General features: G+C 58.7%; 20 protein-coding genes. 5 read left to right on the top strand and 15 right to left on the bottom strand.

Annotated features, from left to right (window positions below; translation table 11 throughout):
- Positions 1 to 8: 8 nt before the first annotated feature.
- Genes icmH through tssA form a run of 12 tightly spaced genes read right to left on the bottom strand, consistent with a single transcriptional unit; the run spans position 9 to position 13,482 of the window.
- A complete protein-coding gene (gene icmH, locus ACYZT4_RS21565; RefSeq protein WP_461982876.1) occupies positions 9 to 884 on the bottom strand; it encodes a type IVB secretion system protein IcmH/DotU in 876 nt (291 codons plus the stop codon).
- A gap of 5 nt (positions 885 to 889) precedes the next feature.
- Positions 890 to 2,221 carry a type VI secretion system baseplate subunit TssK gene (gene tssK, locus ACYZT4_RS21560; protein WP_461982875.1) on the bottom strand — a complete coding sequence of 444 codons (1,332 nt, stop codon included), beginning with the start codon at positions 2,219 to 2,221 and terminating at the stop codon, positions 890 to 892.
- Between the two features lie 2 nt (positions 2,222 to 2,223).
- Complete coding sequence (gene tssJ, locus ACYZT4_RS21555; RefSeq protein WP_461982874.1) at positions 2,224 to 2,724, bottom strand: type VI secretion system lipoprotein TssJ; 501 nt, start codon at positions 2,722 to 2,724, stop codon at positions 2,224 to 2,226.
- A 5-nt stretch (positions 2,725 to 2,729) separates the two neighbouring features.
- Positions 2,730 to 3,926: a type VI secretion system-associated FHA domain protein TagH gene (tagH, locus tag ACYZT4_RS21550; protein WP_461982873.1), complete on the bottom strand. Its 1,197-nt coding sequence runs from the start codon at positions 3,924 to 3,926 to the stop codon at positions 2,730 to 2,732.
- 17 nt (positions 3,927 to 3,943) lie between these two features.
- A complete protein-coding gene (locus ACYZT4_RS21545) occupies positions 3,944 to 4,084 on the bottom strand; it encodes a type VI secretion protein (protein WP_461982872.1) in 141 nt (46 codons plus the stop codon).
- Positions 4,084 to 6,675, bottom strand: a complete 2,592-nt coding sequence (gene tssH / locus ACYZT4_RS21540; protein ID WP_461982871.1) for a type VI secretion system ATPase TssH — start codon at positions 6,673 to 6,675, stop codon at positions 4,084 to 4,086. Before tssH ends, ACYZT4_RS21545 begins: the two co-directional genes overlap by 1 nt.
- Before the next feature lie 13 nt (positions 6,676 to 6,688).
- Positions 6,689 to 7,696: a type VI secretion system baseplate subunit TssG gene (tssG, locus tag ACYZT4_RS21535; protein ID WP_461982870.1), complete on the bottom strand. Its 1,008-nt coding sequence runs from the start codon at positions 7,694 to 7,696 to the stop codon at positions 6,689 to 6,691.
- Positions 7,660 to 9,447 (bottom strand): type VI secretion system baseplate subunit TssF, encoded by a 1,788-nt coding sequence (gene tssF, locus ACYZT4_RS21530; protein ID WP_461982869.1) that lies wholly within the window; start codon positions 9,445 to 9,447, stop codon positions 7,660 to 7,662. Before tssF ends, tssG begins: the two co-directional genes overlap by 37 nt.
- A gap of 19 nt (positions 9,448 to 9,466) precedes the next feature.
- The gene (tssE, locus tag ACYZT4_RS21525) at positions 9,467 to 9,874 is read right to left on the bottom strand and encodes a type VI secretion system baseplate subunit TssE (RefSeq protein WP_461982868.1); all 408 of its coding nucleotides are present in this window, start codon (positions 9,872 to 9,874) and stop codon (positions 9,467 to 9,469) included.
- A gap of 14 nt (positions 9,875 to 9,888) precedes the next feature.
- Positions 9,889 to 11,364 carry a type VI secretion system contractile sheath large subunit gene (gene tssC / locus ACYZT4_RS21520; protein ID WP_461982867.1) on the bottom strand — a complete coding sequence of 492 codons (1,476 nt, stop codon included), beginning with the start codon at positions 11,362 to 11,364 and terminating at the stop codon, positions 9,889 to 9,891.
- 25 nt (positions 11,365 to 11,389) lie between these two features.
- Positions 11,390 to 11,893, bottom strand: a complete 504-nt coding sequence (gene tssB / locus ACYZT4_RS21515) for a type VI secretion system contractile sheath small subunit (protein WP_461982866.1) — start codon at positions 11,891 to 11,893, stop codon at positions 11,390 to 11,392.
- A 32-nt stretch (positions 11,894 to 11,925) separates the two neighbouring features.
- Positions 11,926 to 13,482, bottom strand: a complete 1,557-nt coding sequence (gene tssA / locus ACYZT4_RS21510) for a type VI secretion system protein TssA (RefSeq protein WP_461982865.1) — start codon at positions 13,480 to 13,482, stop codon at positions 11,926 to 11,928.
- Between the two features lie 891 nt (positions 13,483 to 14,373).
- Here tssA and tssI point away from each other — a divergent pair.
- The 5 genes from tssI (at position 14,374) to ACYZT4_RS21485 (ending at position 20,693) form a co-directional block, all read left to right on the top strand.
- On the top strand, positions 14,374 to 17,811 hold the full coding sequence (tssI, locus tag ACYZT4_RS21505) for a type VI secretion system tip protein TssI/VgrG (protein ID WP_461982864.1): 3,438 nt from the start codon (positions 14,374 to 14,376) through the stop codon (positions 17,809 to 17,811).
- A complete protein-coding gene (locus ACYZT4_RS21500) occupies positions 17,804 to 18,472 on the top strand; it encodes a DUF2931 family protein (RefSeq protein ID WP_461982863.1) in 669 nt (222 codons plus the stop codon). The genes tssI and ACYZT4_RS21500 overlap by 8 nt, the downstream gene beginning before the upstream one ends.
- Positions 18,459 to 19,163, top strand: a complete 705-nt coding sequence (locus ACYZT4_RS21495; protein WP_461982862.1) for a DUF2931 family protein — start codon at positions 18,459 to 18,461, stop codon at positions 19,161 to 19,163. The genes ACYZT4_RS21500 and ACYZT4_RS21495 overlap by 14 nt, the downstream gene beginning before the upstream one ends.
- Positions 19,164 to 19,546: 383 nt before the next feature.
- Positions 19,547 to 19,942 carry a DUF6124 family protein gene (locus tag ACYZT4_RS21490; protein WP_461982861.1) on the top strand — a complete coding sequence of 132 codons (396 nt, stop codon included), beginning with the start codon at positions 19,547 to 19,549 and terminating at the stop codon, positions 19,940 to 19,942.
- A 232-nt stretch (positions 19,943 to 20,174) separates the two neighbouring features.
- Positions 20,175 to 20,693 (top strand): Hcp family type VI secretion system effector, encoded by a 519-nt coding sequence (locus tag ACYZT4_RS21485; protein WP_461982860.1) that lies wholly within the window; start codon positions 20,175 to 20,177, stop codon positions 20,691 to 20,693.
- A gap of 158 nt (positions 20,694 to 20,851) precedes the next feature.
- On the opposite strand, the gene ACYZT4_RS21480 is transcribed toward ACYZT4_RS21485, so the two are convergent.
- From ACYZT4_RS21480 to ACYZT4_RS21470, 3 genes are all read right to left on the bottom strand, one after another.
- Positions 20,852 to 21,127, bottom strand: a complete 276-nt coding sequence (locus tag ACYZT4_RS21480) for an HU family DNA-binding protein (RefSeq protein ID WP_003195589.1) — start codon at positions 21,125 to 21,127, stop codon at positions 20,852 to 20,854.
- Between the two features lie 192 nt (positions 21,128 to 21,319).
- On the bottom strand, positions 21,320 to 22,468 hold the full coding sequence (locus tag ACYZT4_RS21475) for an NAD(P)/FAD-dependent oxidoreductase (protein ID WP_461982859.1): 1,149 nt from the start codon (positions 22,466 to 22,468) through the stop codon (positions 21,320 to 21,322).
- A gap of 28 nt (positions 22,469 to 22,496) precedes the next feature.
- Positions 22,497 to 22,664, bottom strand: a complete 168-nt coding sequence (locus tag ACYZT4_RS21470; protein WP_007954349.1) for a rubredoxin — start codon at positions 22,662 to 22,664, stop codon at positions 22,497 to 22,499.
- Positions 22,665 to 22,874: the final 210 nt, after the last annotated feature.

Raw genomic sequence — 22,874 nt, 5'->3', positions numbered from 1 at the left:
GTCCCTGTTTACGGCTGTGACAGCGGCTGGGCCGCGGCGGAATCCAGCGGCTGATACGGTTGCAGAACGGTGTCGCGTTGCTCGCCCAAGACCCAGGCGAACCCCGAATACATCACCACCAGGCAGACCGAGGTAAACAGCACGACCATCCACGCGGGCACGATGCGCACCAGGCTGCGGCGCTGATTGTTCAAACCTTGCCAGTGCGGCGATAACTCACGCGGTACGTCGCCGCGCAGCTGACGAATCTGCCGATACAAGGCGTCGCGCAGGCCTTCAAGTTCGAGCATGCCGCGCGTTTGCACGCGGTACTTGCCTTCGAAACCGAGGGACAGGCACAGGTACATCAACTCCAGCATCGGCAGGTGCTTGACCGGGTTTTTCGACAAGCTATCCAGCAGCTGGAAAAACTTCTCGCCACCGAAGGTTTCGTTGTGGAAGCTGCTCAGCAGGCTCATCTGCGACCACTCGCTTTCGTTTCCCCACGCGGTGGTCACGACGGCTTCATCGACCACGGTGCACAGCACATAACGCGCGGTCATGACCTGGCTGCTTTCGGTGCCGTCGTGCAGGGCGCGCACTTCGAACAGTTTCAGCCCGGCGCTCAGGCGCTCGTTGAGCGCGTACAGGTCTTCGCGGGTGGCGCTGTGCTTGAGGCGCACCACTTCCGATAGCAGGTCGGACCCGGCGGCCACCAACGCATTGAGGCTGATGTTGAACGACTCCGCCGGACGCAGGCGCGCGGCGTAGATCATCCGTGCTTCGAGCTGCTCGAAACGCGGCGGTGCAGCGAAGTCGGTCAGCGGGCTTCGCGTCGGGCCGTGGCCCTGGCGGTCGAGCAAGACGGTTCTATCGTCCTGAGGGTGTTCCATGTCCTTGATCATGTCGGTCAGTTCCTGATGGCCCAGAATGTCAGTTCAAGCTCGGAAAATTCGCCGGACACGTGAAACGCGAAACCGCCAGAGCGCTCGAGTTGTGCCAGGTCTTCGGAACTGAGTTCGAGGATGAAATAGGTTTTGTTGGCGTGGAACGCAATTTGCCGCGGCGCCACCGGCAATGGTCTGACCTTGATGCCCGGCAGGTGCAGGTTGACCAGTTGGCGGATGCGTTCCACCGGGCCGACCTTGAGGTGCGCCGGCAAGCGGTGGCGCAGTTCTTCGCAATCGCAGTTAGCACTGGCCGCGAGCACGAACGAGGCCGAGCCCAGCAATGTGTGGTCATGCAACGGGGCGACGATGATCCCGTACTGACGCGCTTGCAGCACCAATTCTATGGCGTGCTGTTCAAGCACCATCGACAGCACCTGACGAATCGCTTCCATCAGTTTGCGGAAGCTCGCGCCCTGGTCGCTGTGCTGGTAATGGCTGTACAGGCGCGGGCGCTTACTGTCGCTGGAGAAAGTCGCCAGATCACCAAGCATGGTCAGCAGCGTGCGGTACAACTCTTCCGGGTGAACCTGCTCCAGTCCGAGGTAGTGACGCAGCAGCAATTCAGTGCGGTTGATCAATTGCAGCATCATGAAATCGCCGACTTCCGCACCACCGACCTTGCCGCTGGAGCGGATGCGCTCGGCGATGGTATCGCCCCGGTGACCGAGCATGCTGATCACTTCTTTCAGGCACGACAGCAAATAGCTGGAGGAATGCGCCTGAATGTAGGTCGGCACGAAGTCCGGATCGAGGCTAATCACGCCATCGGGCGTGGTGTCGAGCACGTCGCATATTTTCAACTTCACGTAGGCCTGATCGCTCTGCTGCTCGCCGAGCAACAGTTTGAAGTCCGGACGACCGCAGCTCACCTGGCTGGCGGAATCATCGCCGGCGTTGGAATCGGTCACTTGCGCTTCGTACGCGGTGTAACGCGCCAGCACGTCGGATTGCTCTGGCCGGCGCGACTCGATGTGGTTGCCGGTGACCAGTGGCAGCGCCAGGTAAATCGGCGTGTTGCCGGTGTTCGGCGGCACGTCCAGCGCCAGCGGTTCGGTGCTGCCACCGAGTTCGAACAGGCTGCCATCCGGCAGAATTCCCGAGGCCTGGCTGAGCACCAGTTTGCCCATGTTGAGGAACTGCAAATCGATGTCGAGATTGAGGAAACCCCAGGTGTAACTTCCCAGCAATTGGGTGCGGGTTTTCATCTGGTAGTCGTAATAGCGATCGTTGTGCTGGAAGTGCTGCGGACGCAGCAGCATGCCTTCCTGCCAAATGACTTTATGGGAATTCATGATCAGTCATCCGCCTTGGCGAGCGTTTCATTGCTGTTGCGAATTCCGGCCTGGTCGAGGGTCAAGTCAGCCTCGGTCACTTCCACGGGCTTAATTTGCACCGTGTACCGCCACTTGGTTTCCGGCAGGTCGCGGTAGGCGGCGAGGATGCCGACATAACGGCTGCCCTCCTCCACGCTGAGCTTGAGCTTGACGGTTTCACCCGGACGCAATTCAATTTCTTCGCTGGCCACCAGGTCCGGAGCCAGGGATTCCTTGGCGCGTTCGTAGAGGCTGAAGAAGTCGGCGTTCTCGAACGTCACCGGGTGCTTGAGCTCGAACAGGCGCACGACAATCGGCGACGGACGTCCGTTGAGGTCGGGGTTCAACTGATCGCTGCCGGTGAGTTTCAGGTTGACCTTGGTGACATGGGAATACGGCGACAGCGACGAGCAGCCGGCCAGCAGCACCACGGCCACGAGCGCCGTCAGCGTCTTGAAAAAAACGGTCGAGCAGCGAGACATGCGCATCATCCTTGGTGGTCGGTGTGGAAGGTGGAAATCAGGCGGATCTGTTCTTCGTAGGCCTGAGCAAAGTCGCGAGCCAACAGGCGTTCGCTCCAGTCGTTGTCCTGACGCAGGGCCTGGTGATAACGACCGTAGGCTCTCCAGCGACTGCCGGACGTGGCCAGCAACGGCTTGTTGTCGCGCTCGAAACGCAGGGTCAATTGCTGCGGCGAGAAGTGCTCCAGGGTGCCCCGAACGGCGGCTCGGCTCGCGGTCAGCAATGCCACCTGGTGCGCCTGCAAATCGCGGAATGCGCGGGAGATCGACTGCTCGGCCGGCAACTGGCCCGGCTTGTTTGGTTGCAACAATATGCCCAACGCTTCACTGGCATCGACGGCGAATTTCAGCGGGTTCTTTTGCGAGCCTTGCACGGTGGTCTGGGCCAGCCGCAGTTCGTTTTTCAGTTCGCTGCGGGTGCGCAGGCTCTGTTGCAAACCACTGACGCTTTGCTTGAGCAGACGCGCAGCGTTCAGCGCCAGGGCCTCGCGGGCATCGTGATCGAGGCCTTTGAGGTCAACGCCCAGCGCAGCACCGAAGTGCTCCCAGAAACCCTCGCGCTGGCGCTCGATCGCTTTCTGCGGCGGCGCTGGCGCAGGTTCGACCGGGGCGTCGATCAGCTCCGGGACCATTAGGTTTTCCATGTCGATGCGCGCGTAGTCGGCGCGCTGACGGGTGTCCTCGATCGTGGTGCTCGAAGTGATCAGCTCTTCGATTTCCGAGTACACGCGCTCTTGCTGATCAAGAGCGTTCAGCGGATCGAGGTCAAGAAACGCGTCGTCCGGAATGATGCTACCGGCGGGTTGCGGACGACCGACTTCAACGTCAAAGGTCGCCGGATCGCGCACCAGCCGCGCACGGATCTCGAAATCCCCCAGCACGTACACGCTGCCGTGTTCGATGCGCATCGCTTCGCCCTTGCGCAGGCGCGCGCCGCTGTTGCTGTCCTGGATACCGTTGCTGCTGGTATCGGTCAGGAAAAACGTGCCGTCGCGGTAGCTGATCACCGCGTGGTGATTGGACAGGTGACGTTTGCGGTCCGGGATGATCCAGTCGCAATCCTCGCCCCGGCCAATCACGCCACCGGCCTGATTGAAAGTCTTCTGACACAGTTCCGTGGGCACAAATTGCCTGGTGCTGAGGATTTCGAAAACCAGTTCCATGGTGCTACTCCTTGCGGTCACTTGCCGCGATTGACCGCCTGCGGATCACCCAATGGGCGATAGGTGTTGTCGTTGTATTTGTAATTGCCGCTGCAGCCGCCGAGGCCGCATAGAACGGCGAGGGTCAGCAGGACGGCGTGCCAATGACGAACAGGCATCAGAGAATCTCCAGGGTCACGCTGGCGTGGCCGTCGAGCGTTACGTGCACGCGCTTGAGGTTTTCACCGGTCGCCATCGCATCCAACAAGCGGTCGGCCACCAACGGCAGCACGTGAAGGTCAAGCAAATGGTCGACCAGGCGCGCACCGCTGTCGCCTTGAGTGCAACGTTCGGCGAGGTGATCGACGAGGTCTTGCGAGTAGCTGAAATGCAGCTGACGACGGTTCAGGCGCTCGCCCAAACGGCCCAGTTTGATTTCGATCAGCTCGCGCAGCACCGGGCCGCCGACCGGGTAATAAGGCACCACGCGCATCCGCGCCAGCAGCGCCGGTTTGAAGTGCTTGCTGAGCACCGGGCGGATGGTTTCTTCGAGCACTTCGGCGCTCGGTCGCGCGCCGTTTTCGCAGAGTTCGCTGATACGCTCGCTGCCCAGGTTCGAGGTCATCAGGATCAGTGTGTTGCGAAAGTCGATCTCACGTCCTTCGCCATCGTTGGCCACGCCCTTGTCGAAGATTTGGTAGAACAGGTTGAGCACGTCCGGATCGGCCTTTTCGACTTCATCGAGCAGCACGACGGAGTACGGCTTCTGGCGCACCGCTTCGGTGAGCATGCCGCCCTCGCCGTAACCGACGTAGCCCGGCGGCGCACCGATTAAACGCGACACGGTGTGCTTCTCCTGGAATTCAGACATGTTGATGGTGGTGATGAAGCGATCGCCGCCGTAGAGCAAGTCGGCCAGTGCCAGCGCGGTCTCGGTCTTGCCGACGCCGCTCGGACCGACCAGCAGAAACACGCCGACCGGAGCGTCCGGTTTGTTCAGACCGGCAGCGGTGGCGCGCATCGAACGGGCCAGCGCGTGCACGGCTTGTTCCTGACCACGGATGCGGGTGCGCAGGTCGGTGGCGAAGCTGGCGACCTTGGCGTTGTGTTCACGGGCCAGTTGCGCCAGCGGCACACCGGTCCAGGCGCTGATCACTTCAGCCACCAGACGCGGGCAGACTTCGAAGCTGACCAGGCGTTCTTTGACTTGTGCATCGGTCAGGGCTTTGTGGGTTTCGTTGAGTGCAGCTTCCAGCGACGCGACGCTTTGCGCCTCGTCCAAGACGGCAGCAGCTTCGCGCGCCTTGGCGAGTTGCTGACGCAGATCCAGCAAGCGCTCGGCCAGTTCTTTCTGCTCGGTCCACAGCGTTTCCAACGCGACCCTTTCAACTTCGGCAGCCGCCAGACGATCTTCCAAAGCGTCCAGCGCTTCGTGATCGATCAGCAACCCGGCTTCGGCATCGCGGCGCAACGCCTGACGCTGGCGGCCACCCTCAGCCAGTTCGCCACGCAGGCGCTCCAGGCTTTCGGGTGCAGCGGCGAGGCTGATGCGCACGCGGGCACAGGCGGTGTCCAGTACATCGACGGCCTTGTCCGGCAGCTGACGACCGGCGAGGTATCGCGCGGACAGTTGCGCCGCCGCCACCACCGCGTCATCGCGCAGGTAGATGCCGTGGCTCTTCTCATACACCTGAGCCAGACCGCGGAGGATGGTCACCGCTTCGCTGACGGTCGGCTCGTGCAGTTGCACCGGTTGGAAGCGGCGGGCCAGCGCCGGGTCTTTTTCAAAGTACTTCTTGTACTCGGCCCACGTGGTGGCAGCGATGGTGCGCAACTCGCCACGAGCCAAGGCTGGTTTGAGCAGGTTGGCCGCGTCGGAACCACCGGTATTACCGCCCGCGCCGATCAGCGTGTGCGCTTCGTCGATGAACAGGATGATCGGTTTCGGCGAGGCTTTGACTTCGTCGATCACGCCTTTGAGGCGACGTTCGAATTCACCTTTGACACTCGCGCCGGCCTGCAACAAACCCATGTCCAGCGACAGCAACTCCACGCCTTTCAACACCTGCGGCACTTCACCGGCGGCGATGCGCGAAGCCAGACCTTCGACGATTGCGGTTTTACCGACGCCGGCTTCACCGACCACAATCGGGTTGTTCTTGCGGCGACGGGCGAGGATGTCGACCATCTGCCGGATCGCGCCATCACGGCACAGCACCGGATCGAGTGTGCCGTCGCGGGCCTGCTGGGTCAGGTTGTGGGTGAAACGCTGCAGCAGCGGTTCGCCGGGAAAGGCCGGTTTGCCGGTGGCCGGTTGTTCTTTCTGCGACAGGGCGAATTCTTTCAGGCGCTCGATGTTCAGCCTGGCCAGCAAAGCCTGGTAGCGGCTGCCGGCGTAGCGCAACGGGTTGCGCAGCAGCGCGAGGATCAACGCGGCCTGCTCGACCTGACTCTGGCCCAGTTCAAGGTTGGCCGCCAGCAACGCATCTTGCAACCACTGCACCAGTTCCGGGGCGAACACCGGGTTGCGCGACGCACTGTGCTCGACTCGTGACTGCAACGCGGCGCTCAGTTCACCGGCATCCACTTCGGCGTCTTGCAGCGCGCGTGCGAGCAGGCCTTGCGGGCGCTCCAGCAGGCCCAGCAGCAAGTCTTCGACGAGGATTTTGCTGCCGCCACGGGCGACGCAACGCTCGGCAGAACTTTCCAGATCACGACGGGTTTCGGCGTCCAGCGCCTGGATAAGTTGTTGCAGGTCTACGTTGATCATGGGTCATCTGTCCTTAATGAATTTTGCTGCCGAGGGTCACCACGCCGTCCGCTTTTTCTCGGCCCAGCCAACTGGTCCATCCCAGGCGACAGGCGTTCTGCTCGCCGATGCGCAGTTCGCGGATTTCTTTCTGGCGCAGTACCAGGCGAATGTCGTAGTCGAGCGGGTCGCGCAGGGTGAAGCGCACCAGCGCACACAGCGGCTGATAGCCAACACCGATCGGCAGGAATTCGTGAAAGCGTTGCCAGTCGAGCTCGCGGATGTGGATGCGGAATTTGCCGCTGCGATCGCGCACGTACTCGCCCAGCACCAGGTCTTCGCCGAGCAGGCTGTTGGCGCGACCCAGACGATTGCGCTGCTCGTCGAGAATTTCCACGCGCCGCTCGATGCACTGCTCGATGGTCAGTTCGGCGTGCTTGAAGTAGTAGCGCAGCACCGCTTCGATCAGCGCCGCCGAGTGCGCGCGCAAGCTGAGCAATCCAAGGTATGGCAGCAGGCGTTTCCAGTTCAGTTCCTGAGCCTTGCGGATCTCTTCGCCACCGAGGCCGATCAAGGCAAACAGCTGCGCCGAAAACGGGTCGAGGGCGCCGTTCTGGAAACTGGCGCGATAGCGGTATTTGCGCCAGATCGGCAGCATCAGCCGTTGCAGGCGATGGTGAAACAGGTCGAGGAAATTACGCGTTGGGTTGCCGTCTTCGCTGTCGCCCAACGCCTGTTCGCCGTAGAACGCCGGCAGCGGCGAACCGGAACCGACCAGGCCGATCAGGTTGAAGCGCAGGCGCGCGCGCATCTGCCCGTGCTCGTGGAAAAACTCCACGCGATCGACGTCGCTGCCCGGAAAACCCAGGCTCGGGTTGGCCTGGAATTCCAGCTGATCGTACAGGTCGTCTTCGCTCAGGTGCGGGTGTGCATCGCGCAGCCGGTCAACCACCAGCAGCACGGCCTGAAAAAGCGAGTACTCGCGTATTCCCTGGGTCAGCCCGCTTAAAGCAGCGGCTGCAGGCCCATACGTGGCGTCCATTGGTACACCTCTCCTTGTGTACTTTTTACCCGCAGCTCGTGGTACGAATTGAGGCTGGCGTAAAGCGCAAAAAACTCGTTGAGAACCGAGGCGAAAATGAACAGGTCGCCCTCGCCGATGTAGCCTTCCGGGTCGATGGTCAGCTCGGTGCGCAACCCGCGAACCGGTAGCCCTCGGTGCAACCGATCAACGTGTTGATGCTTGATCGCCTTCAGTCCGCCGAGCAGACGCTTGCTGACTTTTTCTGCGTGCTGGTCGTAGTAGCGCGGCAGGTCGTAGGTTTCGAGAATCACCTTCAACGCGTTGACGTCGGCCAGGGACAAATAGTTAAGCGACATGTTGCTGATCAGCTTCCACAGGAAGTCGCGGTTCAGCGGCGGCGCGAAGCTCGACGTGGCCGGGGTGATGTTGCGGAAACTCAGGAACTCCGGCGTGTGTTCGCTGGCCATGCAGATGTCGCCGAGCTTGAGCTTGCGCGGCAGGTTCTGGTTGGTGCACATCAGCTCGATCGACAGGGTTTCGTGGGCTTCGGTGTGGCGGATGTCAAAGCTCAGATAAGTGTCGAGGCCGTCGTGCAGCGAGGACGAACGCTGACGAATGCTGTAGTGCGGACGGCTGTTGGGCACGTCGAAACTCCGGTCGTGCTCGAAGGATTCGAACGGCACGTATTCCTGATAACCGAGGCCGCCAGGTTTCCAGCCGGTCACGGTTTCCACTGAAAACACACCGCAGTTTTGCAGATCGAATTCGGCGGGCAGCAGCAGGTATTCGTCCTGTTTGCCGTCGAGGCGGATCGGCAGTGCGTCGTGCTTGAACAGGTTGACGATGGGCGTGCAGTAGAGCTTCACGTTGTCCAGGGTCGGACGCATGCGCAGGATGCCGCTCTTGCGAATATCGAAGCGCAATTCGAGGCCACGTATTTGCTTGAGCGTGTCTTCCGGCAGCGCTTTGAGCAGGTCCAGACCGTTGATATCGGCGAAGAGGAACTTGTCCTGAAAGGCGAAATATTCCTGCAAGTAGCGATAGCCACGGAAGGTGTTCAGCGGATACGGGATCAACGCTTCTTCTTCGGCAAACCCCACCGGCTGCACGCGGTCGCCAGGCATCTTGAACGCCATCGGTGTTCCGTTGGCGCCGTTGATGGGCTTGCCGGCGCCGTCCAGCGGGATTAATTCGATGCCTTGCAGATTGCGCAACAGGTTGAGGTACAGCATCTGGCTGATGTAGCGCTCGCCGGCGAAGTGCAGACGCAGGCAGCTCAACTCCAGCTCGCCGAGGTGACCTTCAGCGCTCATCTCCAGTCGCAGGCTCAACAGCGAACCGTCGCCCTTCACCGAGTAATTCAGCGCGGTCATCTCCAGCGGCAAGACTTCGGTCGGATAGCACGTGCGAAAGCGGCAACGTACGTCATCGATCGGCTTGCTCTCGACATGCGTATCGCGCTCGACCCGCAACGCAGGACCCGAACGCTTCAGTGGGTCGAACTGCAAAATGCTGAACGCCGGCAACGGGCGCATGTAGTTGGGCCACAGCAGGTGCATCAGGGAATGGCTGAGTTCCGGCAGTTCGTCATCGAGTTTTTGGCGCAGGCGACCGGTCAGGAACGCAAAACCCTCCAGCAACCGCTCCACGTCCGGATCCCGCCCGGCCTGCCCGAGAAAAGGCGCCAACGCCGGACTTCGCTCGGCAAATCGACGACCTAACTGGCGAAGTGCGGTGAGTTCGCTTTGGTAGTAGTGGTTAAAGGACACGCGCAATACCTGTATTGGGTCAGCTGACGTTGACTTGCCCGCGGCCATCCAGGCGCGCCGCGAAACTGACCTGGCGCTTGAAACCATCCACTTCCAGCAGCCCTTCGATGCTGAAGGACAGACGAAGCTGATCGTGTTCACGCGGCAGGGAGATGACATGCACGTTGCTGAGGCGCGGTTCGTAGGCTTCGATGAAGCTTTCGATGGCCAGGCGGGCCTGACTCAGGGAGTCGTGCAGGCTCAGGCGCATGTCATTGAGATCGGGCAGCCCGTAGTCGGACAGCGTTTGCACGCTGCCCGCACGGGTGCTGAGCATCTTGGCCAGATGGGCAGCCACGGACGCCTTGGCGCACGCCTCGCGGCTCCAGCCGACGCGTTTGTCCGCGTCGCCACCCAGGCGTTCCAAAAGGCTGCCGTATCCAGTCATGAGTTGGGCTCCGCTTACTCTTTGTCCAGCTTGCCAACCAGCGACAGGGTGAAATCGGCACCCATGTACTTGAAGTGCGGGCGCACGTTCAGGCTGACGCGGTACCAGCCAGGCTCGCCTTCGACATCGCTGACGATGATCTCGGCAGCGCGCAGCGGACGACGGCCACGGACTTCGGCGCTCGGGTTTTCCTGGTCGGCCACGTACTGACGAATCCACTTGTTCAGTTCCAGCTCAAGGTCGGTGCGTTCTTTCCACGAACCGAGCTGCTCGCGCTGCAGCACTTTCAAGTAATGGGCCAGGCGGTTGACGATCATCATGTACGGCAGCTGGGTGCCGAGCTTGTAGTTCAGCTCTGCCGTCTTGTTTTCTGCGCTGATGCCGAAGAACTTCGGCTTCTGCACCGAGCTCGCGGAGAAGAACGCCGCGTTGTCGGAGCCCTTGCGCATGGTCAGGGAGATGAAGCCTTCCTCGGCCAGCTCGTATTCCCGACGGTCGCTGACCAGAACTTCCGTAGGAATCTTGGTTTCGATTTCGCCCATGCTTTCGAAGTGGTGCAACGGCAGATCTTCCACCGCGCCACCGCTCTGCGGTCCGATGATGTTCGGACACCAGCGGAATTTGGCGAAGCTGTCGGTCAGCCTGGTACCGAACGCGTAGGCCGTGTTGCCCCACAGGTAGTGCTCGTGGCTGTGGGCGACAGTCTCTTTGTACACGAATGATTTGACCGGGTTTTCTTCCGGGTCGTACGGGTTACGCAACAGGAAACGCGGCACGGTCAGACCCACGTAACGGGCGTCTTCCGACTGGCGGAAGCTCTGCCATTTGGCGAAGTGCGGGCCTTCGAAATGATCTTTCAGATCCTTCAGGTCCGGCAGGCCGGTGAAGCTTTCCAGGCCGAAGAATTTTGGTCCGGCCGCCGCAATGAACGGCGCGTGGGACATGCAGGCGACGCTGGACACGTACTGCATCAGTTTCACGTCCGGCGAGCTTGGAGACATGAAGTAGTTGGCGATGATCGCGCCCACCGGCTGACCACCGAACTGGCCGTATTCAGCCGTGTAGATGTGCTTGTACAAGCCAGCCTGCATCACTTCTGCCGAATCTTCGAAGTCGTCCAGCAGGTCTTCTTTGGAGACGTTGAGGATTTCGATCTTGATGTTTTCGCGAAAATTGGTGCGTTCGACCAGCAACTGAAGGCCGCGCCACGACGATTCCAGGGACTGGAAATCAGGGTGGTGAAGAATTTCGTCCATCTGACGGCTGAGCTTGGCATCGATCTCGGCGATCATGCGGTCAACCATGGCTTTCTTGACCGGCTCACCGCTGTTCTGCGGCTTGAGCAGCTCTTCGATGAAGGCCGACACACCGCGCTTGGCGATGTCGTAGGCTTCGTCGTTCGGGGTCAGGCGGGTTTCGGCGATGATGCTGTCGAGAAGGCTGTAGTCGCCATTCTCTTTACTCTTTTGCTGCGCTGCACTCGTGCTCATGTTGGCTTCCTTGGCTGATGGAGACTCAAGCGTCCTGGGCGGTGGCGTTCAAGCCCAGCTCACCCATTACGCGACCGCGGGATTCGTCGTCGGCGAGTACGCCTTCGATGGCTTTGCGGAACGCAGGTGTGTTACCCAGCGGGCCTTTGAGGGCCACCAGCGCGTCGCGCAGTTCCATCAGTTTTTTCAGCTCTGGCACTTGCACGACCAGGCTGGCCGGGTTGAAGTCCTTCATCGAATTGATGCGCAGTTTCACGGCCAGTTCTTCAGTGCCACCTTCCTCCTGAAGACGGTTCGGTACGCTCAACGTCAGCTGCAAACCCTGCTTGGCCAGTACCTCGTCGAAGGTCACTTTGTCGATGCTGATCGGCTTGCGATCTTCGACTTTGCGTTCGTCCTTGCGGTGGGTGTAGTCACCGATTGCCAGTAGTTTCAACGGCAGCTCGATCTCTTCCCGGGCACCACCGGTGGCAGGCTTGAAAGTGACGTTGATGCGTTCCTTGGGGGCTACCGAGCCTTCTTTGGCCATGGCATTTCTCCTTGCGGTTGCGGCCCTGGGGCCTATTCGAGTACCACTTCAAGATCGAGGTGGCACAGCCTGCGATAAATCTCTTCCTTGCGTTCACGGACGGCATGGTTCTGCGGCAGCAACTCGTAGCAGCCATGCAGTAAATGCAGCACTTCCAGCGCAAGATCGGGCTCCCAGGCGTGCAGGCCTGAGTCCTGTAATGTCTGGTCGAGGGTTTCGAGTTGGGTCTTGGCCAGTTCGTACTTCTTGGCCAGAAAACACAGCCGCGCGAGGGCGAACTGCCAGGAGAACCGAACGCGTCCGCCCTGGGCACTTTGCAGGCCCTGCTTGAGGATTTGCACGGCAGCCTTGAGGCCGTCCTTGCGCAAAATGGGCAGGACTTCTTCGAGGGCCAGTTCCCAGGAAGGCTGGCTGTCGGCGACTTCAACCTTGCGCGGCGCACTGGCGCTTTGCAGGTGCGGCATGACGTGGGCGCTGATCCAGGCACGGGTGGCCGGATCGGCGAACGGCGCGCCGTCGTGGAAACGCAATTCGACGACACCGGGCAGGCGCTGAACCAAAAGCGCGAAGTGGATTTCCACCTCGTGCATCGCCATTTCCGCGTTAAGCGCCTGGAGGCATTCCCAGACCATTCGCTGGCCATCGAACCAGAACGGCGCCTTCGCCAGACTCGCCTCCAGCTCCACCAGCAGGTCGGCGTATTTGCCTTGGTCGTAACGATCCTGACAGGCCTTGAGTTTGTCCGCCGGCAAGCCACGCAACGCGGTGATCTGCTCGGCGTTGCGTTCCGGGACGGCGTCGATGGGCAACCACAGCAACGCTCGATTGAGGCGCAAGGCGCGCAGGTCGGTGGCCTTCTGCTTGAGCCACCAGGCACACAACGGACGCGCGCTTTCCTGCTGGGCGCGCAGGGCTTTGTGAGCTTCTTTTTCGTTGTCGATCGGCGCGATCGGCGTGAGCAATTGCGTGGCGACTTGCTTGACCTGAGCCACGGCGGCACCGACCACACCGGGTTCCGGCTGGTTGTCGGCGGCGCGTTGCACGCGGTTTTTCAAACGGCGGGAGATCGGCAGCAGCAGCGGCGCATCGTCACCCAGGTGATCGGTGCAAGCGGCGTCGAGGCCCTCCAGGTGTTCCACCAAACGGCGGAACATCGGCAGCTGATCTTTGATGGCAACGTTATCGGTGAGCACTTGCTCAAGTCGCGTCAACAGCCAACTGATCGCCGCAGCGCGGGTGCGGGCCTTGTTCGGGTGGACTTCGGCCCAGTGTTTTTCGCACAGGTAGTGCAGCAGACCGAGGCCGGCGAGCAGCCCTTGAAAGGATTCGCGCTGGTACAAAGCCCAGGTCAGCCAGGCGCCAACACGCAAATCCTTGGACTGGGTGCGCAGCAGGTTTTCACTGGTTTCACGGATTTTCAGCCAGTCGATCTGACCGCTTTCGTGCATGGACGAGGCTTTGGCCAGCTCGCTTTCCAATGCCTCATAATCGCTCGAAAAACGAACGTCCTCACCCGCGAAACTCTCTTTGGAAACAGAGACTTTTGCGAGCTCAAGGTAATGAGCAGAAAGTTTGTTTGAGTACGACATCCATGGCCTTTAGTTTGGATTACGGTTGTACGTCCATTGGAGTTCCAACGCCGGCGGACAGGAACAAATAGCTACGAAAAGTCTCATCCAATTGAGAACATGCTCTTTAAAAGTGGGCGCCACGCACTAACGATGGTGGCCACTGGCAAGCAATCGACTGAACAGTAATGAAGTGCGTTTATCTACCCTGGGAGATCGCCATCCGGGGGATTCCTGACGTCAATTTAATAATTCAGCGCTCTACCCAACGACCTGAAACCTTCGAGATAGAGCAGTAACAGTCTTTAAACCGAATGAATGGCGCGCTCATTGCCGATTGCTCCCTTTTGGCAGGCGCGCAGCATGGCAAAAAAATAAAAATAAAAATGTAGGACCATTCCTAAATGTTGCTGCCATTAATGAATAAATCGTCAAGGGGCAGCAGACAATGAGAAAAATGCTGTGAATGTGATGGCCACGCTGAATTTAAAACAAAGTTCCACAATGAAACTTTGGATATTCAACGAGCTTTTTCTTACCGAGCCTCGAAATTTTTCCTACATCAACGCATTACATGCTTCGTTCACCTGACCGGCGTTTTTTCGACACATGCTTTGGCTCGGCTGTCGTGCTTGCACTACTGGACTTTTTGGCTGGATAGAAAACCATTGGTGACCGTTCAAAGTTGCACCACCCGAACGTCTTAACTGGCTGACTCTCGACGTGCTCTGCGAGCAACATTCGGTAACGGCAGGAAGTTTCTGACACTGCTTCGAGACGCGTCTTACATCACTCCTACCCGCGCGCTGATAGCTTTTCGGATTCTTGCGACTCGCTCAGACCAGAACAAGTGCGTCGTAACTTTTTTATCTCTCAGCTCAAGGATGGGCAAAAAAGCAAAAGGACAAGCGCATGCTCGCACCCGCCATCGCCCCTCAATTCACTTTAACCATCCCCAACGTTCGCAACGATTTTAAGGTTCTGGCTTTTGAAGGCACTGAAACCATCAGCGCGTTGTACTCAATCAATGTCGATCTGGTCAGTGAATATCCCTACCTCGACCTGGAAAGCTTTCTCCACCAACCTGCATTTCTGCGATTCGGCCTCAACGGTGAAGGAATTCACGGGTACATAGACGGTGTGTCCGAAGGTGATCCTGGCAAACGCCTGACCCGCTATCACGTTAACTTGGTGCCGGCGCTGTATTACCTGCAATTCAGTCAGGACCAGCGCATTTTTCAGAATCAGACGGTGCCGCAGATCATCGCTCAGGTCCTCAAAACCCACGGCATTCACGCCGATACATTCACCTTCCACGTCAAAGCAAATCCCCCGCGTGAATATTGCACTCAGTACCGGGAAAATGATTTGGAGTTTGTCCAGCGGCTTTGCGCCGAGGACGGCATTTCGTGGCATCACCAGCATTCTTCGCAAGGGCATATGCTGGTGTTTACCGATGCCCAGACCTACTTCCCCAAACTGGGAGAAACTCCGTATCAGCAAGACGCCGGCATGGTGGCTGAGCACCCTGTCGTCAGCCATTTTTCCATGGGGTTCAACACCCGTCCCAGCGTCGTCACCCGCCGTGACTTCGACCTGAAACGACCGAGCGCGTTGCTGGAAAGTCGCTTTACAGCAGAATTCGGCCCCAAGCTCGAGGACTACCGCTATCCCCTGTTCTTCGATAGCAAAAAACGCGGCGAAGAACTTGCCCGCCAAGCACTGGAACGACACCGATCCGATTATCAGGTGGCGGAAGGGAAAAGCGACCAGCCCACACTGCGCAGCGGGCACTTTTTCGGTCTGACGGACTACCCACACGAAGCGCACAACGACCTGTGGCTGTTGCTAAGCGTGAGCCACTTTGGAAAGCAGCCTCAAGTGCTCGAAGAGTTCGCCACCAGCACGACCAAACCCGAGGACGGCTTTGTGCAGGGCTATCGCAACAGCTTCAGTGCGATTCCCTGGGATGTGTTTTATCGGCCCCCAATGCCTGCAACCAGACCCCTGCTGAATTGCCAGACTGCCCGCGTCACCGGTCCCGTCGGTGAGGAGATTTACTGCGACGAATACGGCCGCGTCAAAGTCAAGTTTCACTGGGACCGGTCTGAACGCAACAGCGAAAACAGCAGTTGCTGGTTGCGAGTAGCGTCCAGCTGGGCGGGGGACAACTTTGGCACGGTGATCATTCCCCGGATTGGGATGGAGGTCCTCGTCACCTACCTCGAAGGCAATCCCGATAATCCGTTGATCACGGGCTGCCTGATCAACAAGGTCACGCCACCGGCCTACCCATTGCCCGAAAACAAAACCAAAACTGTGCTTCGCACCCACAGCTCCCCCACAACGGGTGGCTACAACGAACTGTCGATGGACGATCGCGCTGGCGATGAGTTGGTCCACCTGCGTGCTCAGCGGGATATGGAGCAGAAGGTTGGAAACGACAGCCGGCTGGAAGTGGGGAATGAGAGTCGAGCAACCATCAAGGGCGACCGTATTACGGTGCTGGGATCTGAGGAGCACCTCACTATCAAGTCGGATCGAAAAATCCAGATCAGCGGCAATGACTACCTGCATGTCTCGGGCGAGAGCCACACAAGATCTGACGAAACGCTGGTTATCGAAGCCGGTCAGCACGTGCACATCAAGGCAGGTACACACTTGGTGATTAGCGCGGGTGAAAGCATTTCCGTGAAGGTCGGCGGCGAGCACATCGTGGTTAGCGCCGATGGCATTTTTAGCAGTAGCGCGATTGATGTCGGGGGGGCTCCAATGCCGGGTACGCCTGTGCACAGGTTGTTGCAGGGGGCCGCCACGGGTGTGTTGGTAGCCGTCGCATCTGAGCCTTCGCCATTGGAAGCGGATGAGCTGGAGGAAGAGGAGGAGGAAGTTGAAGAGGCAGGGATTACGTTGCGCATCGGGGTGTTTTTTGATGGCACGGGCAACAATAAAAACAACAGTGAGACGGTGGCCGCGTGTTATGCACCAGACGCGAACCTGGCGGAGGCGGCCGAAGAAGTACAAAAATATTGCGCGATTTATGGGTACGACGGCGATGGGAGCTCGCCGGATAATAGTTATGGGAATGATGTGAGCAATATTGCGAGGCTTTATGACCTGTATGCAGATCACTCATCCAAACCTATTCCCGCGGACGAGGAAAAAGCCTTTTTGCGCATCTATGTGGAAGGCATCGGTACAAAAAGCAACGGTGAAGATTCGTACCACGGGCTTATCACAGGTAGGGGCGAAACTGGCGTAGTTGCCCGCGTTGAACAGACTCCTGCAAAAATCCTGGAGCAAATACGGTTGTTCCAAGAGGGAAACCCAAACGTAGTTATCGAAAAAATCGAGTTCGACATTTTTGGTTTTAGTCGAGGAGCCGCAGCGGCCCGGCATTTCGCGAACGAAGTGCTTAACGGTGAGAAAAGCGTTTTAGCGCTGGCACTCCCCGCTACGTCAACGATCTTTTCACGTAGCTTTAACTGGCGCATAAAAGCCGGGGTTTCCATCAATTTTATCGGCCTGTTCGATACCGTTGCAGCCATTGCCAAGCCTGGTTTTTTCGATTTTACGGTCGCCAACGATAGAAACCCAGGAGTCAATCTCAGGCTCCCCGACGGCTGTGCTGAAAAAATAGTGCACCTGGTCGCGCGAGACGAAGCCCGCGAAAATTTCGCCCTCAACAGCCTGGGTGATAAGGACCTGGTTTTACCCGGTGTGCACTCAGACCTTGGCGGCGGTTATCTGCCAATTGCCCATGAAAAACTCCTGTTAGGTAAACCTGCAACCAGCACAGTAGACGAGAGCATGGCGGCAACCCGAAGTACCGCTTACCTTTCCGCCGAAAAAGAGGCATTCGCCTGGTATGGAAAAGGCGTCATCGACGTCGAGGGGCCGCGTAACAAAATCAAAGTGGCGTATTGGGAAAGGCGACTGCCTTACTCAAAAGGGCCCGCCAGGACCAGGATCGAATCACAGAAGAAGGTTTTCGCAGCTGCCTCGATTGAACGCCCGGTGCGAGGCGAACTGTCGCTCGTGTATTTACGAATCATGCGCGAGCTGGCGGTCAGGCACGATGTCCCGTTAGACATCATTGATGCCAACGACCCAAAACTAGCCCTGCCTGACGACTTGGTACCCATCCACAAAAAGTTGCAAGCCTATGCCCTTGGCGAGACAGCAGTTGAGGGTTTAACCCTCCAGGAACGAGCATTGCTGCGCAGTCGCTACATCCACATTTCCGCTAGCTGGAACGCAGCCAGAGGCTTTGACAGCAGCGACATGAGCATCATCTTTATCAACCGGCCTGCCAATGGCGGCAAACGTGTGGTGCACCCACATGAGTAACCTCCTGCACTCTAAAAAAATAAGCGCCAGTCTACTTTTAGGTTTGCTACTGACCGCAAACGTACAAAGTTTTGCGCAATCAGGGCATGACGAGCCATGGTCTCTCGGCTTCGGAGCGCCGGATTACATGGAAGTCTGGATTGAGACAGCGGACGTTGTGGATATCCGTGAACATGTTTTTCGTCGTGCTGGCTCTGGGATCGCATCGGTACTGACACCAAAACACAACAAGGGAGAGCCCTCTGGCTGGCCTAAAAATCCCGGCCGAGGTGCCGGTCGCGACGTCATTGGCGCGGACCTACCTCGTCTGATTTACGTGCGCTGGCAGTCGTTGGCAGAACCACAAACCTATGAGGCTTATATCGTCATTCCCGAATCAGCGCGGGAGATCATGCGCAAACCTGAAAAAGCATTTTGTAGAGCGGACGGTAAATGGATTACCGACTACCGCGATGATATTGGCATTGGTCTGGCGCCGGGCGGTATTGCCAAGGTCTGGTTGGGCGGCCCTTGCTTGCAGGCGGTCGAGATAGGTCGAGTAGAAGGAACCAAAAACCCAAGGGGTCCTTATGAAGGCAAATCTGGTGGCAAGCATCGGCCCTTATCCGAAACGTCCAGAACTTACATAGAACAGTTCGGCATTCCTTATGGCTCTTGGTAACGACTACCTCGCGGCCTTGCCAATCATCAAACCGGCCAAGCCAATCAAGATATGCACCGGCCTGTTGGCTGGATTGCTGCTGGCTTTCAGCTCGCCAAGCTTCGCGCAATCGGAGACAAAATTACCCTGGTTCCTGGGTTTTTCAGCGCCGGCTTATATGGAGGTCTGGATTGAAACTGCTGACGTGGTGGATATCCAAGAGAGGGTATTCCGAGGGGCGGGAGGTGGTATCGCTTCTGTGCCAAAGCCACCGAATAGTCGGGGTATTGCCAGAGGGTGGGTCAGCAGTAATGGCGCGGGTAAGGGCCGGTATGTCACGGGTGCGGATCTGCCTCGTTCGATCTACGTGCGCTGGCAATCGCTGGCGGAACCGCAAACCTATGAGGCCTATATTGTTATCCCTGAATCCGCACGAGAAATTATGCGCAAACCTGAAAAGGCGTTTTGTAGCTTCGGTGCCGAATGGATCACCGAATCCCGTGACAACATCGGAATTGGTTTGGCGCCAGGCGGTATTGCAAAAGTCTGGCTTGGTGGTGCCTGCCTGGAGGCTATTGAAATTCTTAGGGTTGAAGGAACCATCAACCCAAGGGGCCCCTACGAAGGAAAATCCGGTGGCAAGCATCGACCCTTGTCTGAAACATCCAGGAGTTACATAGAGAAGTTCGGAATTCCGTACGGCAGTTGGTAAGAAATGCCTACATTCCCGATGATTAAACGCCATTTAATAGCGTGCGTTTAAAACGCCTCAAGGTTACCTCTCGCAAGCTACAACACCTTGCGTCGTTGCCTACGGCTACGCCAGAATCGGCCGGCTTGTGCGCTTTGGGATCGGTCGGTAGCTTGGTTCCTGTCACTGCCCATCAGTGATCGGGTTTAGTCGCTCGGCTAGTCATCTACGGTTGCACAAGTGTCATCCAGTCAGGTGTTCGCCTGCACTTGATGGTGGCTGTGCGCATGGCGCCCTCGGGCGCGCCGGGTTTGGTGACGTTACCGGTCGACTAACTTGCGCACAGCCGCCTCCCTTTCGTTTAGTCGCGAGATGGTCACGGCCCTATATATAGGAAAGTCACCATGTTCAAGGTAACGCCCAACCCGCCAGACGCCGATCCAGTCTCCCCATACGAAAGCCCCGATTCAAACAAACTCAACGAAGCCGCCGAGCGTGCCCTCGACCATCACTTCCCGCCCGCAGAACCCAAACCAGCAAAACGCAACGGCCAACTCTTCAGCGTCTGCCCGGGCATCAACACCGAAGCCCTGCTTGCCAACGCCTCGGAAGACCTGCTGTCCATCAGCGCCATCGCCGCCGACCTCGCCGACGATGTGGACGGCTCACGCCGCTCAAAAGCCCTGGCGCTCAGCCGCATGGCCGACGGCGTGCATTTGCTGGTAGAGCGCGCGCTGGATCATCTGGATGAACCGGAAATGGCGGCGATTTTCGCCAGGCAAGAAAACCAAGTCGGTTAACTCCACCAAGCAATAAATAACCCCGATGGTGTGTTCCTCCCATCGGGGTTTTTCTCGCCAGGGCAATTACCAAACAGTTGAGAGCACAAAAACCAACACAGTTATCTTCCCTGTTTCCGGAACACGCGTAGGACGCGTCTGGTTCGGTCTGTTGATCTTGAAATACCTTTCTGCGCCGCTAATGTTCACCTACTGCCATTGAGGCATTCAACCACCGGCAAGGAGCACACCCATGGCTACACCCGCGTATATGTCCGTCACTGGCGAAAAACAGGGATTGATCACAGCCGGCGCCTTCACCGCCGATTCCATTGGCAACACCTACCAGGAAGGTCATGAAGATCAGGTCATGGTTCAGGCTTTCGCGCACGACGTGATCATCCCGCGTGACCCGCAATCCGGTCAGCCCACCGGCCAGCGCATTCACAAACCCGTGGTGATTACCAAGGTTTACGACAAGGCTTCGCCGCTGCTGCAAGCGGCGCTGACTTCCGGCGAGCGCATGAGCGAGATCGTTATCCAGTGGTTCCGTACCTCCGCTCAAGGTACTCAGGAGCACTACTACACCACCAAACTGGAAGACGCGGTCATCGTTGCCATCAACAACAAAATGCATAACTGCCAGGACCCGTCGAACTCCCACTTCACCCATCTGGAAGAAGTGCAATTCACCTACCGCAAAATCACCTGGACCCACGAAGTATCCGGTACGTCGGGTTCCGATGACTGGCGGACCCCGGTCACCAGCTGACAGCCTCACCGCACACCTTGTAGCAGCCGAACGCAGGCTTCGCCATCTGCTACAGGGATAGTGTTGTGGCTTGAGCGGGCACAAAAAATGGGCACCCAACTCAGTTGGCGTGCCCATTTTTTATTCCGCGCTCCCGCGAGGCGGGTCGGGAATACTGATTACGGGTTGACGCTGTCTTTCAACGATTTGCCTGGCTTGAATGCAACGGTGTTGCTGGCCTTGATTTTCACAGGCTCACCGGTTTGCGGGTTTTTGCCGGTGCGGGCGCCGCGGTGGCGTTGCAGGAAGGTGCCGAAGCCGACCAGTGTCACGCTGTCCTTGCGGTGCAGGGCGCCGGTGATTTCTTCGAGAACGGCGTTGAGGACGCGGTTCGCCTGTTCTTTGGTGAGATCTGCTTTTTCCGCGATGGCGGCGGCGAGGTCTGGTTTGCGCATTAGTGAAGCCCCTTTGACGGTTTTTTGTTGTTATGTCCGTGCTGTTCTCGTTGGAACAGCGCCAAAAGCGCCGCAGGTGCTCTACTCTGCGGCAGACGGGAGTGAGAATGGCACGCACAGAAGAGCCGCGCCAGTCTCGGCGCGACGTTTGTGGGGGCAAAAGAGGGGTTATTCCGACAGAACGACCGGTATTTACGCCAGCAGTGGCGGAAGCTCTTTGTTCAGCGCGAGTTTTTCCATCACCGCCGTGCCTGTCAGGGCATAACCGAGGAGTTTTCCGGCGCTGTCGCGGCATAAAACCTTGATGTCCGCGCCCTGCCCTTCAACGGTCCAGACGCCGTCCAGACCCCGTGGCGGCGGGGATACCACTAGCGGGCAGACCGGCGTTTTGACGGTGATCGGCATCGCGCCGTAGCTCACCGCCGTCGGATTGCCGGCGAGGGTTTGTGCCAGCGCTCTCGCACACGTCATGAGGGGCATCACATACAACAGATTCAGCCCATCGACTTCGGCGCAGTCGCCCAGGGCGTAGATGTTGGCGTGCGAGGTTTTCAGGTGGCGGTCGACGACGACGCCGCGATTGACCTGCACACCCGCCGCCGCTGCCAGGTCGATACGCGGACGCAGGCCGATGGCTGACACCACAACGTCGCACGGGATGACTTGCCCGTCGGAAAGATGCGCTTCCAATCCATCTGCCACACGCTGCAGACGGTTGAGCACCGGCCCGAGGTGGAACCGCGCGCCGAGGCCTTCCAGCCCGGCCTGCAATGCAGTGGCGGCGGCCGGATGCAGCAGGGTCGGCATGACCTGCTCGCACGGTGCAACCAGTTGCACATCAAGCCCGCCCAGGATCAGGTCGTTGGCGAATTCACAGCCGATCAGGCCGACACCCAGCATCAACACCCGGCGTTTGCCTTCGGCAAAGGCACGGAAGCGTGCGTAGTCTTCGAGGTCGTTGATCGGGAACACCGCGTCCGCGGCGTCGCCTTCAATGGGTACCCGCACGGTTTCAGCGCCCCACGCCAGGATCAGGTCCCGGTAATTCACCGATTCTTCGCCGATCCACAGGCGCTTGTGGCCAGGGTCGATACCGCTGATGCGCGTGTGGGTGCGCACTTCGGCCTTCAGGGTGTCGGCCATGGCGCCGGGTTCGGCCATGCTCAGGCCGTCGGCGTTTTTGTTTTTGCCGAAACCGGTGGAGAGCATCGGCTTGGAGTAGGAGCGCCCGTCATCGGCGGTAATCAGCAGCAGCGGGGTTTCGCTATCGAGCTTGCGAAACTCCCGGGCGAGGTTGTAGCCAGCCAGGCCGGTGCCGACGATCACGACAGGTGCGTTCATTCCTTACTCCTCTTTAATGCTTACAGTCTTAGTTGATTTCGATCATTTCAAAATCCATCTTGCCGACGCCGCAGTCCGGGCACAGCCAATCTTCCGGCACGTCTTGCCACAGCGTGCCCGGCGCAATGCCGTCGTCCGGCCAGCCGTCGGCTTCGTTGTAGATCAGGCCGCAGACCACACATTGCCACTTTTTCATTCAGTTACTTCCTCAGGATTCAGGCGTTTGCCGGCGCGAACGGTTGATGAAACGGTTTATGGTTAAAACGTCGCCGTACGGCTCAGGGCGTTTTGTACTGATCGAGCCCGGCAGATGCAAGCCTGTTCGACGCAATGGCACGGCGGATCACTCAAAATCGCCGACCGACATGGTAAGCTCGCCGCCTCATTTGCTGCCAATAATGACTCA

It is taken from the genome of Pseudomonas sp. GB2N2 (genome assembly GCF_054897705.1).
Note: the sequence above shows the minus strand (reverse complement) of the source record. Positions and strands in the feature narration are given on the sequence as shown.